This is a genomic window from Paraburkholderia sp. (assembly GCF_049581445.1).
Lineage (GTDB): Bacteria > Pseudomonadota > Gammaproteobacteria > Burkholderiales > Burkholderiaceae > Paraburkholderia.
Genome location: NZ_JBAURZ010000016.1, coordinates 1 through 19,822, shown reverse-complemented (window position 1 = coordinate 19,822; position 19,822 = coordinate 1). Strand labels below are relative to the sequence as shown.

The 19,822-nt window shown below is 61.9% G+C and carries 17 protein-coding genes; 10 read left to right on the top strand and 7 right to left on the bottom strand.

Annotated features, from left to right (window positions below):
* The 5 genes from WCA85_RS00905 to WCA85_RS00885 all read right to left on the bottom strand — a co-directional run bounded on the left by WCA85_RS00905 (position 1) and on the right by WCA85_RS00885 (position 7,690).
* Positions 1-873: a universal stress protein gene (locus WCA85_RS00905; RefSeq protein WP_424061115.1), complete on the bottom strand. Its 873-nt coding sequence runs from the start codon at positions 871-873 to the stop codon at positions 1-3.
* Between the two features lie 56 nt (positions 874-929).
* Positions 930-2,429 (bottom strand): efflux transporter outer membrane subunit, encoded by a 1,500-nt coding sequence (locus WCA85_RS00900; RefSeq protein WP_424061113.1) that lies wholly within the window; start codon positions 2,427-2,429, stop codon positions 930-932.
* Positions 2,430-2,434: 5 nt separating this feature from the next.
* Positions 2,435-3,715: an efflux RND transporter periplasmic adaptor subunit gene (locus WCA85_RS00895; protein WP_424061112.1), complete on the bottom strand. Its 1,281-nt coding sequence runs from the start codon at positions 3,713-3,715 to the stop codon at positions 2,435-2,437.
* Positions 3,712-6,873, bottom strand: coding sequence for an efflux RND transporter permease subunit (locus tag WCA85_RS00890; protein ID WP_424061111.1), 3,162 nt, complete (start codon positions 6,871-6,873; stop codon positions 3,712-3,714). Before WCA85_RS00890 ends, WCA85_RS00895 begins: the two co-directional genes overlap by 4 nt.
* Positions 6,874-7,012: 139 nt before the next feature.
* A complete protein-coding gene (locus WCA85_RS00885) occupies positions 7,013-7,690 on the bottom strand; it encodes a response regulator transcription factor (protein WP_424061110.1) in 678 nt (225 codons plus the stop codon).
* 461 nt (positions 7,691-8,151) lie between these two features.
* Between WCA85_RS00885 and WCA85_RS00880 the strand changes: the two genes are divergently transcribed.
* Entirely contained in the window at positions 8,152-8,919 is a 768-nt protein-coding gene (locus WCA85_RS00880) for a tetratricopeptide repeat protein (protein WP_424061108.1), read from the top strand.
* A gap of 269 nt (positions 8,920-9,188) precedes the next feature.
* Here the strand turns inward: WCA85_RS00880 and WCA85_RS00875 are convergent, their stop codons facing one another.
* A complete protein-coding gene (locus WCA85_RS00875) occupies positions 9,189-10,610 on the bottom strand; it encodes an aldehyde dehydrogenase family protein (RefSeq protein WP_424061107.1) in 1,422 nt (473 codons plus the stop codon).
* A 99-nt stretch (positions 10,611-10,709) separates the two neighbouring features.
* Here WCA85_RS00875 and WCA85_RS00870 point away from each other — a divergent pair, with 99 nt between their 5' ends.
* The 5 genes from WCA85_RS00870 to WCA85_RS00850 all read left to right on the top strand — a co-directional run bounded on the left by WCA85_RS00870 (position 10,710) and on the right by WCA85_RS00850 (position 15,535).
* Complete coding sequence (locus WCA85_RS00870) at positions 10,710-11,651, top strand: LysR substrate-binding domain-containing protein (protein WP_424061106.1); 942 nt, start codon at positions 10,710-10,712, stop codon at positions 11,649-11,651.
* Between the two features lie 226 nt (positions 11,652-11,877).
* The gene (locus WCA85_RS00865) at positions 11,878-12,945 is read left to right on the top strand and encodes a fatty acid desaturase family protein (protein ID WP_424061105.1); all 1,068 of its coding nucleotides are present in this window, start codon (positions 11,878-11,880) and stop codon (positions 12,943-12,945) included.
* A 63-nt stretch (positions 12,946-13,008) separates the two neighbouring features.
* Positions 13,009-13,374, top strand: coding sequence for a non-heme iron oxygenase ferredoxin subunit (locus WCA85_RS00860; RefSeq protein WP_424061104.1), 366 nt, complete (start codon positions 13,009-13,011; stop codon positions 13,372-13,374).
* Positions 13,371-14,624: an NAD(P)/FAD-dependent oxidoreductase gene (locus WCA85_RS00855; protein ID WP_424061102.1), complete on the top strand. Its 1,254-nt coding sequence runs from the start codon at positions 13,371-13,373 to the stop codon at positions 14,622-14,624. Before WCA85_RS00860 ends, WCA85_RS00855 begins: the two co-directional genes overlap by 4 nt.
* Positions 14,621-15,535 carry a sugar phosphate isomerase/epimerase family protein gene (locus WCA85_RS00850; RefSeq protein WP_424061101.1) on the top strand — a complete coding sequence of 305 codons (915 nt, stop codon included), beginning with the start codon at positions 14,621-14,623 and terminating at the stop codon, positions 15,533-15,535. Before WCA85_RS00855 ends, WCA85_RS00850 begins: the two co-directional genes overlap by 4 nt.
* Here the strand turns inward: WCA85_RS00850 and WCA85_RS00845 are convergent.
* Entirely contained in the window at positions 15,501-16,508 is a 1,008-nt protein-coding gene (locus tag WCA85_RS00845; RefSeq protein ID WP_424061100.1) for a LacI family DNA-binding transcriptional regulator, read from the bottom strand. The genes WCA85_RS00850 and WCA85_RS00845 overlap by 35 nt on opposite strands.
* 154 nt (positions 16,509-16,662) lie before the next feature.
* Between WCA85_RS00845 and WCA85_RS00840 the strand changes: the two genes are divergently transcribed.
* From WCA85_RS00840 to WCA85_RS00825, 4 genes are all read left to right on the top strand, one after another.
* Positions 16,663-17,700 carry a sugar ABC transporter substrate-binding protein gene (locus WCA85_RS00840; protein ID WP_424061099.1) on the top strand — a complete coding sequence of 346 codons (1,038 nt, stop codon included), beginning with the start codon at positions 16,663-16,665 and terminating at the stop codon, positions 17,698-17,700.
* 64 nt (positions 17,701-17,764) lie between these two features.
* Complete coding sequence (locus WCA85_RS00835) at positions 17,765-18,745, top strand: ABC transporter permease (RefSeq protein ID WP_424061098.1); 981 nt, start codon at positions 17,765-17,767, stop codon at positions 18,743-18,745.
* Entirely contained in the window at positions 18,742-19,587 is an 846-nt protein-coding gene (locus tag WCA85_RS00830; protein WP_424061097.1) for an ATP-binding cassette domain-containing protein, read from the top strand. The genes WCA85_RS00835 and WCA85_RS00830 overlap by 4 nt, the downstream gene beginning before the upstream one ends.
* 51 nt (positions 19,588-19,638) lie before the next feature.
* The coding region (locus tag WCA85_RS00825; RefSeq protein ID WP_424061096.1) for an alcohol dehydrogenase catalytic domain-containing protein at positions 19,639-19,822 on the top strand (184 nt) is incomplete at its 3' end.

Sequence of the window (19,822 nt, the reverse complement as noted above, 5' to 3'; positions counted from 1 at the left end):
TCAATAGGCAAGCAGCAATGGCATGCGCATACGCGTGAGGAGATCACGGGTGACGCCGCCCAACATTTTTTCCCATAGGCGAGCGCGTCCATATACGCCCGCAACGAGCAGATCCGCGCCCGCTTCCAGCGCGGCTGTTTGCAACGCGTCACCCACGCGGGCACCGCCGGTGTCCAGCGCGTGATACCGGGCGTGGGGCGTGTGGCGGCCTACATGATCAAGAATCGACGCGGGCGCGGGCCTGTCTGGATGAGTCAGCTGGTCGGCCTGGGCTACCAGCAGGGTGGTCTGATCGGCCTGTTCGATCAAAGGCAATGCATCCGAGAGAGCGCGCGCCGCTGGACGGCTGCCGTTCCACGCAATTGCGATGCTCCGCCCGAGCGTGGCCGGGGTTTGGTCTGAAGCGCTTTGAGCGGGTATGACGAGGAGTGGGCGCCCGGTCGTGAAGATCATGGTCTCGGCGAATGAGTAGTCGTCTGGCAGATCTGTATCCTCATACGGGTCTTGCCCGACGATGGTCAGATCTGCGTAGCGAGAATGTTGGGGTACCGCCTTGGACGCATGCCCTGCCACCGTGCGCCACTCGGTATCGATGGCGCAGTCTTGCTGCAGGTGCGCGAGCAGGCTGCGAAGCACGTGTGCGTCGGTTTCAAGTTCGGTTTCGATGCTGCGCCTTAACGCATCCGTTTGCTTGCCGGAAGCGAGTCCCAATTCCGCTGAACGCAGACGGTGCAGTTGATCGATGCTGTACTCGCGCACGTAAAGGGCGGTCAGGCGCGCACTGTGTCGCGCCGCGAGATCGGCCGCGAGGTGCAGGCGCGTCTTTCCTGCATTGCTCGAATCCACATGAACCAGAATGTCTTTCAGTGCCATTGTCTACGTAGTCCCGCAGCGTCGCGCTATCTGAGGTTAGAACAAATTCAGCCCGCTCACTGCGGTTCATGCACATCGGTGGGTGCGGTGCGCATGCTGAGCGGATTGAACGGCACGGTTTGCCCTGGCGTGGGCAACTGCGCCGTGCTCCAGCCGCCGCCTAGCGCCCCAGTCAATGCGACTGCGGTCTGCAGGCGGCGCGTCTGAACCTGCACTTCGGCAATCTGAGCCGTCAACGCTGCAATCTGCGCAACGGTCACGTTCAGATAGTTATCCAGACCGTCGGTGTAGAGACTCATGGAGATATTCTGCACCTTTAATGCGGACTGTAGTGCAGCTTGCTGCTGTTCAGCTTCAGTGCCGAGCTTGCTGGTGAGTACCAGATCATCTTCCACCTGTTTGAAAGCGGCCAGCACCGTGGACCGATAGTTATCGCCGGCTTGCGAGAATTGCGACCAGCTCTGTTGCAACTCGGCCTTGCGCAACCCGCCTTCAAAGAGGGGCAGCATCGCTGACGCACCCAACGCCCATAACGTGTTGGGCAGCGAGGCAAGCGCGAGGCCAGTATCCTCGAAGCCCGCCATCGCGTTGAGGCGAATGTTCGGATAAAAGGCCGCCCGCGATACGCCAATCGCGGCATTGGCAGCGGCCATCGTACGCTCGGCCTCGGCGATGTCAGGCCGCCGTTGCAGCAGGTCGGACGGAACGCCTACCGGAATCTCCGGCAGCGCGATCTGCGCGTCCACGCGCACGGGAAGCCTGAACGTGGTCGGATTTTCTCCCGCCAGCACAGCGATGGCGTGTTCGAGCACAGCACGCTGCGCCTGCACCTCGGTATCCATGGCTTGCGCCGACGAGAGCTGATTCTCGGCGCGCGCGACATCCAGACCAGACGATATCTTGCCGGCGAAGCGCATCTTCGTGATGGTGACCGCTTTGTCATAGAGCGCAATCGCCTGCACATAAGCCGCATGTTCGGTGTCGAGACCGTGTGCCGCCATGTAGTCGTTGGCGAGGTCCATCTCGAGACTCAGGCGTGCGGATGCGACCTCCGCAGAAGTCCCTTGCGCGTTGGCCTTGGCACGCTTTACGCTGTTGCGGATCTCGTCCCAGAAGTCGGGCTCCCACGTCGCAGCACCGCCATAGCCGTTGGACTGTTCCTGATAGGGACCGCCGGAGCCATGGAACAGAGTATGGACAGACTCCTTGTTTTCGCTCGTGAAGGCCTGTACACCGATCTGCGGATACAGGCCGGATTGCGCTTCGCCCACTACGTCGCGGGCCTGCGTATAGGTTTCTTCCGCTGCCTGCAGATCGGGATTGGCCGCATCGAGCTGACGTTCCAGACGGTCGAGCTCCGGGTCGTCGAACATCTGCCACCAGGGGCCGCGTGGCACCTGGTCCTGCGGATTCGCCCTCACAAACGGGCCAGAGCCGCGATAATCTGAAGGCAGGATCATGCTGGGCGGATGATAGACGGGTGCCAGATCGCAACCGGACAGCAACATCGCAACAGCCAGGCACGACAGATTCAGTGCGTTGGGAATTCGCCGCATCAGCATCATTTTCCCGGATCGTTACGTGCAGCTTCTACCTTGGCGCTCTGTTCTGCATTGAGATTGCCGGGGACCGGTGCGCGGGCAGGCGACTGTGCAGCAAGCGCGACGCCCGGCGCGCCCGTGACGATACGCACCTTCTCGTCTTCGAGAATCCCGGCTGACGGATTCACCACCAGCTTGTCGCTCTGCCTCAGACCCGAGATGACCTGCACGGTCTGCCCCAGGTTGAGTCCGAGTTTGACGTCCTGCAAATGGACCTTGTCATCAGGACCGACGAGCGCGACCTGCATGCCTTCAGCGCGAAACAGCAGCGCCTGCTCGGGGATGATCAGAATGTTCGGGTCGGACGGAATGACGAAGTGCACGTCCGCATAGGTGCCTGGCCAGATCAGATGATCCGGGTTGGCCACCAGCAACTCGGTGACCACGGTGCGTGTTTGTGGATCGAAGGCATTCGCCGTGGTGTCGAAAGTGGCCTCGAATTTTCGGCCTGGATACTGCGGCAGCGAAAGTGACGCGGTGAGTCCAGGCTTGAGAAACGACGAATAGTCCTGCGGCACCGACACAAACACCCGCATCTCGTGGATGTCGGCGACACTGAACAGCTCGTCGGCTGCGCCGCGCGCGCTGACGTCGCCGCCTGCTGCGTTGACGTAGTTGCCCACGTCGGTATTGCGCGTAGTCACTACGCCGTCGAACGGCGCCACGATGTCCTTGAAACCTTCCAGCACCTTGTAGCGTGCCACCTGGTGTTCGGCGGCGCGTGCCTGGGCCTTCTGGGCAGCCGCGTTGGCCACTTGCACATCCACTTCCTGTTGCGACACGGCCTCGGTGCCGGCGAGTGCGGTCCAGCGTTTGGCCGTGACTACCGCGAGGTTGTAATTGGTGCGCGCGACGTCGAGATTCGCCTGGGCGCTCTCGTACTGTTCATCCACAGCGGGCGCGTCGATGCTGGCGAGCAGCTGGCCGGCTTTGACTGTCGCACCGTAATCCTTGTACCACTTCGACACGTAGCCCGACACCTGTGCGTAGATGGGCGCTGAATACCACGCGCGGATATTGCCGGGCAGCGTCATGGTGCGCGTCGGTGGGCCCGGCATCGGCGAGATGACCTGAACCGGTGGGATCGCATCCTCGTTCGCCACATCGCGCAGTTCGACGACGTTGCTGTGCCGCTGGATGATACCCACGGCGACGAGCGCCAGCGCGATCAGCAGCGCGATGCCGGTGAGCAGCCGGACCTTGGGGCGGCGCGGAAGGGAAAGGTCTCGTAGAGTGTTCATGCTTGCATTTCCCGGTCTTGTTTCCTGTCGCGATGCAAGAGTGCGAACACGCAGGGCACGAATAGCAAGGTGGCAAAGGTGGCAACCAGCAGACCGCCGATCACGGCGCGTCCGAGCGGCGCATTCTGGGTATTGCTGAAGGACATGGGCAGCATGCCGATGATCATCGCGAGCGCCGTCATCAGCACCGGACGAATCCGCGCAAAACCGGCTTCGATGGCCGCCGCGATGGGGTCGCCGTAGGTGGCCAGATGCTCGCGGGCGAACGACACCACCAGGATCGAGTTGGCGGTGGCCGTGCCCATGCACATGATGGCGCCGGTCAACGCGGGCACCGACAGCGTGGTGTGAGTCAGAAAGAGACTCCAGACAATGCCAGCCAGCGCTGCAGGCAGTGCGGTGATGATGATGAACGGGTCCAGCCACGACTGGAAATTGACCACGATCACCAGATAAACCAGCAGGACGGAGAGCGCGAGTCCCGCGAGCAACTGCGCATACGCGCTGCTCATGGTCTGTGCCTGACCGCGCAGATGCACGGCCGCGCCATGTGGCAGCTGATCGCTCATATCGTTGAGGACTTTCTGCACGGCATCGTGTACCGCGCCGAGATCGCGCCGCTGGTTGCTGACGAAAATATCGATCGCGGGCAGGATGCTGTAGTGAGATGCGAGCAACGGTGAGCCGGTCTGACTGATGCGGCTCAATGCGCCGAGCAGTTGCACGCCGTGATCGTTGGGGTCGCCGTCACCCTTGTCGATTGGGATGGTCTCCAGATCGTTCATCGTGCTCAACTGGTCTTGCGGCGTCTGCATGTTGACGAGGTGGGACACGCCACTGGAGGTATCGAGCCAATAGGTGGGCGCCGTCTGCCCGCTGCCCGACAAGGTGGCGAGCGTATTGTTGGCGATATCGGATTCAGTCAAGCCGATGCCCGATGCGAAGGAGCGTGACGCTGCGATCTTCAGCGTAGGCTCGTTGAAAGCCTGCTGGATGTTGACGTCCGCACTGCCAGGAATGCGCCGGATACGCGCGGCGAGAGCCTGCGCATAGGCAAAATTGGCAGCTTGTCCACGGCCTGAAATCTGCACGTCGATCGGCGCGGGTAGCCCGAAGTTGAGAATCTTCGCGGTGATGTCGCCGGGCAAAAAGGTAAATGCGGTGCCCGGATAAAGCAGCGGTAGTTGCCGGCGCAACTTGAAGCGATAGTCGTCAACGGGCGATCGGTCGTTCCTCAGGCTGATCGTAATGTCGCAATCCTGCGGACCAATCGTGCCGGTCGAGTTGTAAGCCTCGTTGATGCCGCTGGCGGGCAGGCCGCAGTTGTCGAGCACGTTGGTTACTTCGCCCGGCAGGATCTCGCGGATGGAGGCGTTGACGAGCACGGCCATCCGCGAGGCTTCTTCGAGCCGCGTGCCGATCGGCGCACGCATGTGCATGTCGATTTCGCCAGACTTGATACTCGGGAAGAAGTCACGGCCGAGGAACGCGATCAGACCGAGAGAAGCAAACGCGAGCGCCGCGAAGACCGTGATGAAGCGGCCACGACGCGCCACCACGCTGGTCAGCACGATCCGGTAGCCATTGCGAAAGCGGTTGAAGCGGTGTTCGAAGCCTCGTTGAAAGCGCGTGAACGGACCGGGATTTGGCGAGTGGCCATGCTTGTGCTTTTCCACCTGACCGCGCAGCAGATAAGCGGCCATCGTCGGCACCAGCGTGCGCGAAAGAATGAATGAGGCGATCATCGCGAAGATGATGGCTTCGGCCAGCGGCAGAAACAGATAACCGGCTACGCCGCTCAACTGGAACAGCGGCAGCCACACAATACAGATGCACAGCGTCGCGACGAAAGTAGGTACAACGATCTGATTGGCCGCTTCGATAATTCCGGGCTCGAGTTCCGCTCCTGCTTCCAGGTGCGAATCGATGTTCTCGATCATAACCGTGGCGTCGTCCACCAGAATGCCCACCGCGAGCGCAAGCCCCCCCAGCGTCATGACGTTGATGGTCTGTCCGAGCCACGACAGCACCAGCACGGAACAGAGAATGGCGAGCGGGATGGAGGTGGCCACAATCAAGGTCGAGCGCCAGCTGCCGAGAAATAGCAGCACCGTCAAACCGGTCAGAATCGCCGCCGTGATCATTTCCTGCACCACTTCATCCACGGAGTCGCGCACGAAGCCGGACGCATCGTTAAGCGGTGTGATCGTCACGCCCGGCGGCAATGTGCGAATGATGCCGGGCAGCGCCTTCTTGATGCCGTCGACCACTGCGAGCGTCGACGCATCGCCGCTCTTGAGGATCTGGATCAGCACCGCCTGTTTGCCTTGAACAAGCACCTCATTGATCTGCGGTGGCGAGCCGCGATGAACATAGGCGACGTCGTGCAGATAGACGGTGGCCCCACCTACGGTCTTGATCGGCAGGTCGTTGAAGGTCGACACGGCGATCGGGCTGGCGTTGGTCTCGACCATGAAATCGAGGCCGCCGATTTTCTGGTCGCCGGCCGGCAGCACCACGTTTTGCGAGCTGAGCGCGTGTGCGACGTCCACCGCTGACAAACCGTGCGCCAGCAGCTTGGTCTGGTTGAGATCGATCTCGACGTTCAGCGACGCGCCGCCGTAAGGCGTGGGAATCGCCGCGCCGGGGACCGCCACCAGTTGCGGGCGGATCAGGTTCGACGCCATGTCATACACTTGCGCGGCAGTCATGCCCGCAGCGGAAACCTGCAGGTCCAGCACGGGAACTGACGACGCGTTATACGAGAGGATCTGCGGCGGGGTGATGCCGGCGGGCATCTGCTTGAGCACGGTTTGCGAGGCGGCGGTGATCTGCGCCTGCGCCGCGGCCACATTGGTGCCGGGTTGCAGGAACACCTTGACGATGCCGCGCCCATAGAGCGACTGGCTCTCGATGTGTTCGATGTTCTCCACCGTGGAGGTCAGCGCGCGCTCGTAGTAATAGATCACGCGGCCGGACATGTCTTGCGGCGTCAGTCCGTTGTAGGTCCATACGACAGCCACCACCGGAATGCGGATGCTAGGGAAGATGTCAGTCGGGGTCTTGAACACCGCCATCCCGCCAAACAGCACGATCAGGATGCTCATAACGACGAAGGTCAAAGGTCTGCGCAGCGCGACAAGGACAATGGCGTTCATTGGGTGCCGTTAAAAAATTCGGGGAAAGCGGGTTGTGCAATCTGCAGGCGCGGTTTCGCACCGTCGAGCGTGTGGTCCGGTGACGGTTGCTCGCGCAACAACCTTGTCGAATCCCGATGCCGCGACGCTGCCGCGTGTCTTATTCGTTCAGCAGGTAGCCGGACCCCCGAATCGTGCGGATAGCAGGGTTGTCTCCCAAGGCGGCGAGTTTCTTCCGCAGACGTCCGACGTGGACGTCGATCAGGTTTGTGCCTGGATCAAAGCGACAGCCCCACACGCCCTCGAAAATCATTGTGCGGGTCAGCACCTGGCCCTGGTTTCGCATCATGTATTCGAGAACCCGCAGCTCGGTTGGCTGAAGATCGAGCTCGATATCGCCATGAGTGGCGCGGCGCTTGATCAGATCGAGTTCCACGGGGCCGGCGCGCAGGGTCGTCTCGGGTACATGGGTGGGGGCCTTGCGCCGCAACAATACTTCGACCCGGGCGGCCATTTCGTCGGGTGCAAAGGGCTTGGTTAAATAGTCGTCGCCGCCGGCGCGCAAACCGCGCACCCGCTCATCGACATTCGACATGGAGCTGACCAGCAGGACCGGCGTTTCGATGCCGACACTGCGCATCGCCGACAGGATGGCGAGGCCATCGAGATCGGGCAACATGCGGTCCAGCGTAACCACGTCGTAAGCTCCGGCCATGATTTTCGCGAGACCCGCTCGTCCGGAACGCGCGACATCGACGTCGTATCCCGAGTCCGCCAGCGACATCAGGATCTCCTGAATCATCAACTCATCATCGTCCACGGACAGTATCTTCGGCATGTTCACAACATCCTGGGTTGGGCGGTCCAGCGTTGGGCGCGGTGCGCGTTCCATGGGGGCATGATGGGTGAAGCGACGTAACGGAGCATCGCCAGAGGGATTAAGCATTTTTTAGAGTTTTGACATCGAGCGGGGAGGGCCGCTTGAGACAGATTCAGTCAGTCGGCTTGTACTATCGTTGCCCCGACCATGAAGGATTGTTCATGCAAATGACACGGACACACGTGGCATGCCGTTGCGATGCGCCGGCGCTACAACTCGCAGTGAGGACCGTGCATCCCTTTACATCACCTCAACTCACGAGTCTCTACCGACTCGGGCGCTCCCCGGGCGAATCGGCCATATTTCTGTGCCCGCAGTGCGGATGGTTTACGATCACGTCTCGGACAAATGCAGGGCGAGCGCGCCGCTCGGGTGCGCCCGGCATTCCCTGCCTATCAGAGGCCTCGAGTCGAATACACATGCCATACCTGGGAATCGGTCTACACGTTATCGTTGCGTTGTTCTTCGCGGTGCATGCGGTGCGCACCGGTCAGAACATGTACTGGCTATTGCTGCTGTTTATTTTCCCGCTATTTGGTAGCGCGGTTTATTTCTTTGCCGTCTACTTGCCCAGCCTGCGTCAGTCGCGCGGGGGACGCGCGGCGACCCGCGCGATCACGCAATGGGTCGATCCGAATCGCGCGGTTCGCGAGGCGCGTTCAGATTTTGATCGCGCGCCGACAGTACAGCATCGCATGCGCTTGGGAGCCGCCTTGCTGGAAGCGGGCGAGGCCCGTGAAGCACTGGAGCACTATCAGAGCGCGGCACAGGGCCCGTTTGCTACCGATCCGGCTGTCCTGATGGGCCTTGCGCGGGCACAGTTCGCACTTGGCGATTGCGTGTCAGCCGACGCGACTTTGAACAGTCTGTTTGCGGCGCATCGCGAGGCGCGTCAGCAGCCTGACCCGGCGTTGCTCTATGCACGCACTCAGGCAGCGCTAGGGGCACCAGGCACGCGTGCGGCTTTCGAGCAGGCGTTGAGTTGCGCGAGCGATGCCGCCCCGCGTTGCCTGTTTGCCGACTGGCTCGCTGCGCAGCCGGATCAGGCGGATCGCGAACGGGCTCGCAGCCTGTATACCGACATTACTCACGATGCGAAACATTGGCCGCGCCACGCGCGCGAGCACAACCGCGAATGGCTGGAGCGCGCCCAGGCGGCTCTCGCGGGTGGGGGTGGGCGTCCATGACGGGTGTTGGCCCGCATAGATAGAATCCGAATCCCCAAAAAAAGATGCCCGCGGAGACGAGCGGGCACGCGAAGGAGCAAAACACGATGCGCATCGGGGAGAGCACATCGCACGCTAAGGATAACGATCCGTTATTCAGCCGAAAGCGCTGTTTCGCACACATCTGTGCCCCATCGATGGGCAATCGGCCGATTTATACGGGCTGCTGGCGTGGCCGATGCCCGCTCAGTGTGCATGGCACGGAATGCACACGGCGCGGCATGCACGAATCACGATGCCGCCAGAATCGCCTTGGGTTCGAGAAATGCCTCAATTCCGTAGGTGCCATATTCGCGGCCAATTCCCGACTGCTTGAAACCGCCAAACGGCGCAGTGGGTTCGTGTGCGAGCGTATTGACGAGCACCCGTCCCGCCTCGATCCGCGAAGCAACCTCGCGGGCGCGTTTGGCATCCGCGGAGAACACGTAGGCTTGCAAGCCGTACGGGGTATCGTTGGCGATGGCGATCGCCTCTTCCGTATCGCGGTAAGCAATGATCGACAGCACCGGGCCGAAGATCTCTTCGCGGGCAATGACCATGTCGTTGGTCACGTCGCTGAAAACCGTCGGGCGTACGAACCATCCCGCGTCGATACCCTCAGGTCGGCCTTCGCCGCCCGCAATCAGACGCGCACCTTCGTCGATACCGACGCTGATATAGCGTTGCACGCGCTCCCATTGCTTCTTGCTGACCATCGGGCCGACGCTCGTCTGCGGATCGCGCGGGTTGCCCGACTGAGTGCGGGCCACTTCCGCCTGAACGCGCGCTTCGAATTCCGCGAGACGCTGCTGGGGAACGAGAATGCGCGTGCCTGCGATGCACGCCTGCCCGCTGTTCATGAAGCCCGCTTGAATCGCTAACGGCACAACTTCGTCGAAATTTGCGTCGTCCAGCACGACAACCGGCGACTTGCCACCCAGTTCGAGCGTGACGCGTTTCAACGTCTCGGCGCCCGCGCGCAGGATCGCCTTGCCGACCGCCGTCGATCCCGTGAACGAGAGTTTCGCCACGTCGGGGTGCGCGCTGATCTCGGCGCCGACTGTTTCGCCGCGTCCGGTCACAATGTTGAATACACCAGCCGGCAAGCCCGCCTCGTGGAGCGCCTCGGTGACGATGTGAGTCTGGATCGCGCTCATCTCACTCGGCTTGATCACCGCCGTGCAACCCGCCGCTAACGCGGCGCCCAGTTTGCCGCAGATGAAACCCGCATCGCTGTTCCATGGCGTGATCAGACCGGCGACGCCAAGTGGTTGCATCACCACGTCGGCGATGCCTGCGCGTCGCGTGAACGGGTAATCCTCCAGGACCTTCGCCGCTTCGAGCAGGACATTGGCCGCATGCTGGGCCATCCAGCGACCGCGCGAAACCGGCGCGCCATATTCTTCGGTGATGGCTTCGTAGAGCGCGTCCTCTTTCGCGGCGACCGCTGCGTGCATGCGCATCAACATGTCGACACGTTCGCGCTTGCTAGTGCGCGAAAACGCAGGAAACGCGCGTTTCGCGGCGGCGATTGCGTCGCGCGCGTCCTGTGCATCGGCGAGGCGAACGCGCCCAATCACCTGCTCTGTAGCGGGATTGAAAAGCTCGAACAACTCGTCGCCATGCGGTGTGACGAACGCGCCGTCGATATAAATAGTGTCGATATTCTGCATGATGGCCTTGGAAATAAGTCTGAGGAGGCCAAGATAGCCCTGCGCGATTGCGTTGACTAGCCGTACAATCAAGGATGCCGTGTTGAACGATTCAGGATAATGAAAACATCGGGTCTCGGTGAACTGGAAGCCGTACTGGCCGTTGCGCGTCGGCGGAGTTTCCGCGCGGCTGCGACCGAGCTGGGCGTGTCGACCTCGGCGCTCAGTCATGCGGTGGCGGCGCTGGAAGCACGCATTGGGGTGCGTCTGTTCAATCGCACCACTCGCAGTGTGTCGCTGTCCGAAGCCGGTGCGCAATTCGTCGATAGCGTCGCGCCGGCACTGTCCACGATTCGCGATGCAATCGAGCAGGCCGGCAGTTTTCGTGACGTGCCATCGGGCACACTGCGCATCAACACGTCGGTGGGCGCGGCGCAACGCGCCATGCCGATTTTTATCGCTTATCTACAGCGCTATCCCGACATGACGCTGGACATCGTCACAGAAGGGCGGTTGATCGATATCGTGGTGGACGGGTTCGACGCGGGCATCCGGATTGCCGAGTCGGTGCCGCAAGACATGATTGCCGTTCCGTTTGGCGAACGCCAGCGTTTCGCTGTAGTCGGCAGTCCAGCGTATTTTGCCCAGCAGAAGCCGCCGCACACGCCCGCCGATCTGCATGCACATCGCTGTATTCGCTCACGCATGCCGAGCGGCGCGATCTACCAATGGGAATTCGAGCGCCGCGGCGAGGCGGTGCGGATTGACGGCAAGGGGCCGCTGACGCTGGACGAACCGAGCCTGATGCTGGCCGCGGCGCGTGCGGGTTTAGGCCTCACGTACTTGACCGAATGGAACGTCGCGGCGGATCTGCAAGCCGGTACGCTGGTGCGCGTGCTGGAAGACTGGACGCCCCCGCTCGATGGTCTGTGTCTCTACTATCCGGGGCGTCGCCATGTGCCTGCGGGTCTGCGCGCGTTGATCGAGTTAATCCGCGAGTCCGCCGATTTGCAAAGGACGCAACGTGTATCGCGGACCAGGAGCGCAAAGAAAAGCGCTTAGTTCTGGGTCGCAGTCGGGCATTCGCAAAACGCGGGCTCGCATTTGCCGGTTGCCTCATCTGGCGCAAGGCCTCAAAACCGCCGTCCAAAGCGTCGGCAAGGCTCTCCAGTGCGCCGTTTAAGCTTGATGGAAAGCCATCAAATTTCACCGTGCTACCACGTAGTCGATCAGTTAATGTTTGTTCCAACCCGGCGGCTTTCAGCGGCGGGTCATAAAGGAGACAAGCATGTCATCGACGCCCCCGACCGGCACAACCAAACCCGGCCTGACAGACGAGACGTTCGACGATCGCATCAGCGAGCAGTGGTATCAGCCGCGTATTCCCCGCGCGATCCTCAAGGAACTGATGAAGCGCAGCGACGCGCCCGGCCTGCGCAATTTCGGGCTCTGGATCGCGCTGCTGATCGCTTCGGGCGTGGTGGCGGGGTTGACCTGGGGCACCTGGTGGGCGGTGCCGGCGTTCTTTGTCTATGGCACCCTCTATTCGTCGAGCGACGCCCGCTGGCATGAACTCGCGCATGGCACGCCGTTCAAGACGCGCTGGCTCAACGACGCGTTCTACCACCTGTCGTCGTTCATGACGATCCGCGAGGCTTACTGGTGGCGCTGGAGCCACGCACGGCACCACACGCATACCTACTTCCAGGAGCGTGACCCTGAAATTCAGGTAGCGCGTCCGACCCAGGCGTTGCCGATTCTGCTGGACTTCTTTGCGCTGGTTGGCGGTGTTGCGGAAATTCGCAAGACCATTCGCCATGCGTTTGGCCGCATCGATGCCGCGACTGAAGCGTTCCTGCCCGCCAGCGAAAAGCCCAAGATGATCTGGTCGTCGCGGATCTATCTTGCGGTGATCGTGGTGACAATCGTCCTCGCGATTGCGTTGCGTAGTTTCCTGCCACTCATGTTCATCTGGACGCCGCGGTTCTACGGTGGCTGGCTGCATCAACTGCTGGGCCTCACGCAGCATGCAGGGCTTGGCGTCAACGTGAAGGATCACCGGCTCAATACACGCACGGTATATATCAATCCGGTGTTCCGCTTCCTGTACCTGAACATGAACTATCACCTCGAACATCACCTGTTGCCGATGGTGCCGTTCCATGCGCTGCCGCGTCTGCACGACGCAATCAAGGACCAGTTGCCGCCTGCCTATCCGGGTCTATACACAACCTACCGCGAGATGCTGCCTGCTTTGTGGAAGCAGCGGCGCGATCCGAGCCACGTGATCCAGCGCACTTTGCCGGATCCGATGCCGGGGGCGCAGGCGAATTTCACCGCGCAGCCGAGCACTTAAGACCCGCTGAGGCTTCGGACGAAGCGCTTGACCATTCCAGTTTTACCAGCCGCAGGAGGCATCGTGACAGTCGATACCGACAACACGAAGTGGGTCGTCGCGTGTGCAACCGACGACATCGACGAAGAAGACGTGCTGCGCTTCGATCACGAAGGCGCGAGCTTTGCGGTGTACCGGCTCGAGAAGGGCTTTCACGCATCGGATGGCTGGTGTACGCACGAACAGGCGCATCTGGCTGACGGCTTCGTGGTGAACGGCGAGATCGAGTGTCCGCTCCATCAGGGCCGTTTCGACATCGTCAGCGGCAAGCCGCTTAGCCCGCCGGTCTGCGTGAAGCTAAAAACTTACCCGGTGCGTGTCGATGGGCATAGCGTACTAATCGGCCTGCCTGCTGTAGCCGCCACAGATGGCGCAAAGGATGCCGCATGAAAGCCGCTGAACATGGCGCGATGGTGATCGTCGGCGCGGGCCAGTGCGGCGCGCGTACCGCACAGGCGCTGCGCGAAAACGGCTGGGAGGGTGAGATCACCCTGCTTGGCAACGAAGGCATTGCGCCCTACGACCGGCCCCCTTTGTCGAAAGCAGTGTTGCTCGGACAAAAAACCGCCGCGCAGTGCGCCCTTTACGACGATGCGTTCTATCGCGACAACCGTATCGATCTGCGCGTCGATGCGCCGGTCGCCGCCATCGATCGCGTCGAACGACGCGTCGTGCTCGGGGACGACCGCACGGTGTCGTACCGGCGGTTACTGATCGCGACCGGTGCGCAGCCGCGCAGCTTGCCCGTGCCTGGGGCGACGCTCGCCGGGGTACATGTGCTGCGCGCCGTGCCGGATGCCTTGTCGATCGTCGGCGAACTCGAACCCGGGCAGCGGATCGCCGTGGTGGGGGCGGGTTTCATCGGTCTGGAAGTCGCCGCGACCGCAGTCGCGCGCGGCTGCAAGGTCGTCGTGATCGAAGCGGCTTCGCGGGCACTGATGCGCGCCGTGCCGGAAATCGTCTCGGGCTATCTGGTCGAGCGGCATCGTCAGATGGGTGTCGAGGTGCGCTTTGCAGCGCAGGTTGATCGCATTCTCGGTGATACGCGCGTGTCGGGGCTCAAGCTGTCCGACGGCACGACCGTGCAATGCGATGCCCTCGTCGTCGGGATTGGCGTTACGCCGCGCACCGCGCTGGCGGAAGCCGCCGGCATCGACGTGGCCGATGGCATCGCCGTCGACGATACGCTGCGCACCAACGATCCGTATATCTTCGCGGCCGGCGATGTGTGCTCGTTTCCCCACCGGCTGTTTCGGCGCCGCATCCGGCTCGAATGCTGGAAAAACGCCGAAGATCACGCGCGGGTCGTGGCTCGCAACATGCTCGAATACGGTGAGACCTATTCGGCGGTGCCGTGGTTCTGGTCGGATCAGTACGACATGACCATCCAGATCGCCGGGCTGCCCGCATTCGGTACGACGAGCGTGGTTCGGGAGACCGGTTCGGCATCCAAAGTGTTTTTTGCGCTCGATGGTGACGGCGTGCTGGTCGGTGCAAGTGGTGTCGGCCAGGCGAGTGAAATTTCCCGCGAGGTGCGCATTGCGCAGGAACTGATCGCCCGCCGCGCCTCGGTCGAACCGGCCGTGCTCGCGGATCGCTCGATAAAACTGAAGTCGCTACTGACTGCGGAGGTGCTATGAGTCAACGCCTGCTGGTGTTCCAGTCGATGTGGGCCATGGAACGGCGCCATACCGATGGCTTCGAACGTTCGCTCGAAGCGAATCTGCAAATGATCGCCGAGGCCGGTTTTGACGGCGTCAGTGCGCATTACGGCGATCGTGACGAAGTGCGGCGGCTCGCGGTACTGCGCAAGGAGCATGGCCTCGATGCCGAGGGTCAATGCTTTCCACGCACGGTCGACGACCTGCAACCGGTGCTGGAAAACGCCGCTGAATGCGGAGTTCATCACATCGATCTGCAACCCGACGTGCGCCCGCGCAGTCTCTCGCAAGCGTTGAGCTTGCTCGACGGCTGGACGCGTCTTGCGGAACAGGTGGACTTCCCGGTGTACATCGAAACGCACCGGGACCGCTTGACCACAGACCTGTTTTTCACGCTCGATCTGCTCGACGCCCGTCCTGATCTTAAGTTGCTCGGGGACATTTCGCACTACCTGGTAGGTCGCGAATTCGCATGGCCGGTATCGGAAGAGAATCACGCGTTGATGCGGCGCATTCTCGACAGTGCGTGGGCATTTCACGGCCGCGTGGCGAGTCGCGAGCAGGTGCAGATTGAATTGTCGTTCGAGCCGCACCGGATGTGGGTCGACCTGTTTCTCGACTGGTGGCGTTACGGCTTCGCGTCGTGGTGCGAGCGTGCCGGCGCGGACGATAGCTTGTCATTCACCTGCGAGCTGGGACCGAAGCCTTACGCGATTATCGGTCGCGACGGCAACGATACGACGGACCGCTGGAGCGAATCATTGCTGCTGCGCGACTGGATCCGCGACGTGTGGCGCGAGGTGCAGCAGCAACGTGACGATCGCGGCGGCGCGCGCGAAGCCATGCCGGGCGGTTTCAATCTTCAGGCGGCAGATTCTCGCGCAGGATGACGGTGACCGGAATCTGCTGAGGCGGCGCGCCGCCAGGTTCGCGATGGTAGTGACGCAGGATCAGTTCCACCGAACGCATGGCTTCGGCGACCGGGCTTTGATCGATCACGGCATCGAGCGTGCCGTCCATGAGCAGACGGCGTGACACCTGGTTGAGTTCGTGGCCGATCACGACGGTGGAGCGGGCACGCTCAAGTGCATGCAGCGCGGCGCTGATGCCTTCGTCGCCGGCGGAGATGTTGTAGATGCCGCGCAGGTCGGGATGCCGGGCGAACGCATCACGGGTCAGGCGTTCAGTGCGCTCCGGCCGCTCGAAGCTTTCGACCGTCTCGACGATATCGCAGCGCGGAAACCAGCGGCGCAGTACTGAACGAAAACCGTTTTCACGCTCTTCATGTGCGAGGAAATCATGCATGCCTGTGATCACGAGGACCTTGCCACCGGTGTCGCCGAGAAAGCGTCCCATCAGTTCGCCGGCGACCCGGCCCGCGCCGCGGTTATCGATGCCGACATAGGCGAGGCGACCGGTGCCCGGAAGATCGCTAGCCAGCGTGACGACGGGAATGGCCGGACTCAACTTGCGAACCGCCGTGCTGATGTCCGGATGCTCATAGGCGACCATCACCAGCGCATCCGCTTTTTGCGTAGCGCGATGGATAGTGTCGACGATACAGGCGGGTTCCAGGCTGTCGAAATAGGTGACTGCGCAAATGGCGCGTTGCGCCTCGAACGACTGCTGGGCGAGTTCGAAGCCGCGCTTGAGGCTGACAAAGTAGGGCGCCGCGGGCTGTTGCATGAGGATGGCGATGCGCAGCCAGCGCGCCGGCACCGTGCCAAGCGCGCGGTCGAGTTTCAGTTTGCGCGCCCATTCCAGCACGCGTGCTTCCTTGTCGCGCGCTACGCCGCCGCGTCCGTTGAGGACGCGATCGACGGTGGCCTCGCTGACGCCAGCTGCCTTGGCGACGTCCGCCATGCTGGTTTTGCGGCTCGGATTGGAAGACATCGCTAAGAAGGACTCGCGAGAGGTGGAGGGTGCGACTTGCAGCGTCGGCTGCATGATCGCATCAAGACCAGCGCGATATCAAGCGTGGGCCGCATGGCTCGCGATAACTACCAGGAGTCAGGAGATGAATGCGAATTCCAACAAGTCTGGTGTTCAGGGCCACCAGCGAGCCGGATGGATGACGGCCGCCGCGTGCGGCGCGGCGTTGCTGTTCGGTGTAGTCAATACCAGTGTTGCCGCGGATGCGGTCCAACCGCTGAACATCGTGATGCTGACGCATGGCGCCGCGACCAACTCGTTCTGGCAAGCCGTGAAGAAAGGCTTCGACGATGCGTGTGCGAAGGTGCAGGCGCATTGCCAGATGGTATTCACGCAGAACGACAGTTCGGTCGAGCAGCAAAGCTCGAACTTTCAGGCGGCGCTGGCACGCAAGCCCGATGCGATCCTGACGACGATCGTCGATGACAAGGCGCTCGCGCCAATGATCAACGAGGCACGCAGCAAAAACATCATCGTGATTGCCTACAACGTTGACCAGAGCGGCGGGGCGGCGGGTGCCGCGCAACGCGAAGCCTTCATTGGCCAGAACTTCGTGCCGGCGGGACGCAATCTCGCGCATCAGCTCAGCGCAATGTTTCCGAAGGACGGGCCGGTGCGGGTGCTGCTGGGCGTGAGCGCGCCTGGCCAGAACTGGGCCGAGCAACGCGCGAAAGGCGTGATGGATGGCCTGGACGACTGGAAGCGCGCGAACCCGACTCGCAAGCTGACGGTGGACCGCATCGATTCGGGCACCGACCTCGCGGTCACGGGAGATCGTGTCGGCGCCTACCTGACTGCGCATCCTGACACCACGGCTTATTTCGACATGGGTTTCTTTCACGCCTCGGTAGCGCGCGTACTGAAAGACCGTGGTGTGCCGCCCGGCAAGGTGCTGCTGGCAGGCTTTGACATCGTGCCGCAGGTGCTCGACATGATGAAAGCCGGCTATATCCAGGCGGAAGTGGATCAACAGCCGTATATGCAAGGCTTCCTGCCAGTGATGGAAGTGTATCTGGCAAAAACGGCGGGTCTCGCTCCGGCTGATGTCAACACCGGTGACGCGATCGTCACGCCGCCGCAGGCTTCGTCGGTGCTGGCTTTGTCGGAGCGCGGCATGCGCTAGTACGGTTTCATCCGGCAGGGGCTTCTCCTGACCGGATGACGGGCATTCACTGTTGGAGGCTCACGTGAAAAAACTGTTGAAAATCTACCTGCAGAAGCCGGAGCTGGCCGGCGTGGTTCTGCTTGTCGTACTCGTGGCGGTGTTTCAGATGCGCTCCGAGTCGGCATTCCTGAGTGCCGATAACCTGCGCGGCATTCTGGGCGTGCTGCCCGAAGCGGGGCTCGTCGCGATTGGTGTCACGTTGCTGATGATTTGCGGCGAGTTCGATCTGTCGGTCGGTTCGGTGTTTGCCTTGACGCCCATGGCGATCACCTTGCTCGTCAATGCCGGCGTACCATTCTGGGTGGCGTTGCCGATCGGCCTTGCGATTGCTGCGGGTATCGGGCTCGCTAACGGCCTGATTACGCTAGTGTTCAACATTCCGAGTTTCATTACGACGCTAGGCATGTTGTTCATCGTGCGTTCGCTCACGGTCGTGGCGAGCGGGGGCTTTCCGCCAACGTTGCCAACCGACCAGATGCCCGTTGATCTGTTCGTGCGCTTTGTTGGGCCTGCTGGACTATTCCGCGCGTCGTTCTTCTGGTTCGTGGGCATCGGCGGGCTCGCGGCGCTGCTGCTGTCGGCCACCAACCTGGGTAACTGGATCAAGGCAACCGGCGGCTTTCTCGAGGCGTCGGTGTCGAGCGGCGTACCTGCGCGGCGCGTCAAGCTGTTCTGCTTCGTACAGTGCGCAATGCTGGCCGGCTTCGCAGGCATGATCCAGGTCTTCAGGCTGGGCACGCCGCTGCCCTCGATCGGCGATGGCATGGAACTGCAGGCGGTTGCTGCCGCGGTGATCGGCGGCACGGCGCTGTCAGGCGGCATCGGCAACGTGCTGGGCGCCGTGGTCGGCGCGCTGTTGATCCGCGTGATCGACAACGGTCTTGTGCTCACCCAGGTCGACGCGAACTGGTTCAAGTTTGCGGTCGGCGCCCTGACGATCGTCGCGGTCGTCGCTAACGCATGGATGCGCCGCACGGCGCGCCGCATGAAGGTGCAACTATGAACCCGACATCCTCCGCAAGACTTGCACCTGAAGCGTTCGGCACTGAGTTCACTGCGCCGCTGTCTGATGCGTCGGCCGACGCGAGCGCCGCGGAACAAGCGGGCACGCGGGCTTCCCCAGTGCTCGTCGGGGTGCGCAATCTGCACAAATGGTATTCAGGCGTTCACGCACTCAAGGGCATTGACCTCGATTTCCGTCGGGGTGAAGTGGTTGGACTGCTGGGCGATAACGGCGCGGGCAAATCGACGCTGATCAAGATTCTGTCCGGTGTGCACCGTCCCGACGAAGGCGAGATTCTATTCGAAGGACGGCCGGTCCAGATCGGCTCACCTAAACAGGCGATGCAACTGGGTATCGAAACGATCCATCAGCACAACTCAATGGTGCCGACGCTCTCGATTGCGCGCAATCTGTTCATTGGCCGTGAACCGCTGCGTTTTTCGCTGCTTGGCGTGGGACCGATGAATCAGGCGCGTATGCGCAGCGACGCGAACCTCGCGCTCGCGAATGTCGACCTGCATTTGCGCTCGGCCGACGCGCTGCTTGGCGAACTCTCCGGTGGGCAGCGCCAGGGCGTGGCCATTGCTCGCGCGATGCACTTCAAATCCAAGCTGCTGATTCTGGACGAGCCGACCAATCATCTTTCGGTGAAAGAGACCAATAAGGTGATCGGTTTCGTGCGTGGTTTGTCTGCCCAGGACGTGACGGGCATCTTCATCAGCCACAATCTGCAACACGTGTTCCATTCGTGCGATCGCATTGTCGCGATGGCGCGGGGCGAGGTGGTGCTAGACCGCGCAGTAGCCGATACATCGATCGAGGAAGTGACCGATCTGCTTTGATCGGCGTGCAACGCAAGCGGCAAAACCTGGCAATTTAAAACAGGAAACAGAATGAAGACGAAAGCAGCCATTGCATGGAAAGCAGGCGCACCGCTCACGATCGAGGAAGTCGATCTGGAAGGCCCGCGTGCCGGTGAAGTGCTGATCGAAGTGAAGGCCACGGGCATCTGCCATACCGATTACTACACGCTCTCGGGCGCCGACCCGGAAGGTATCTTCCCGGCGATTCTCGGCC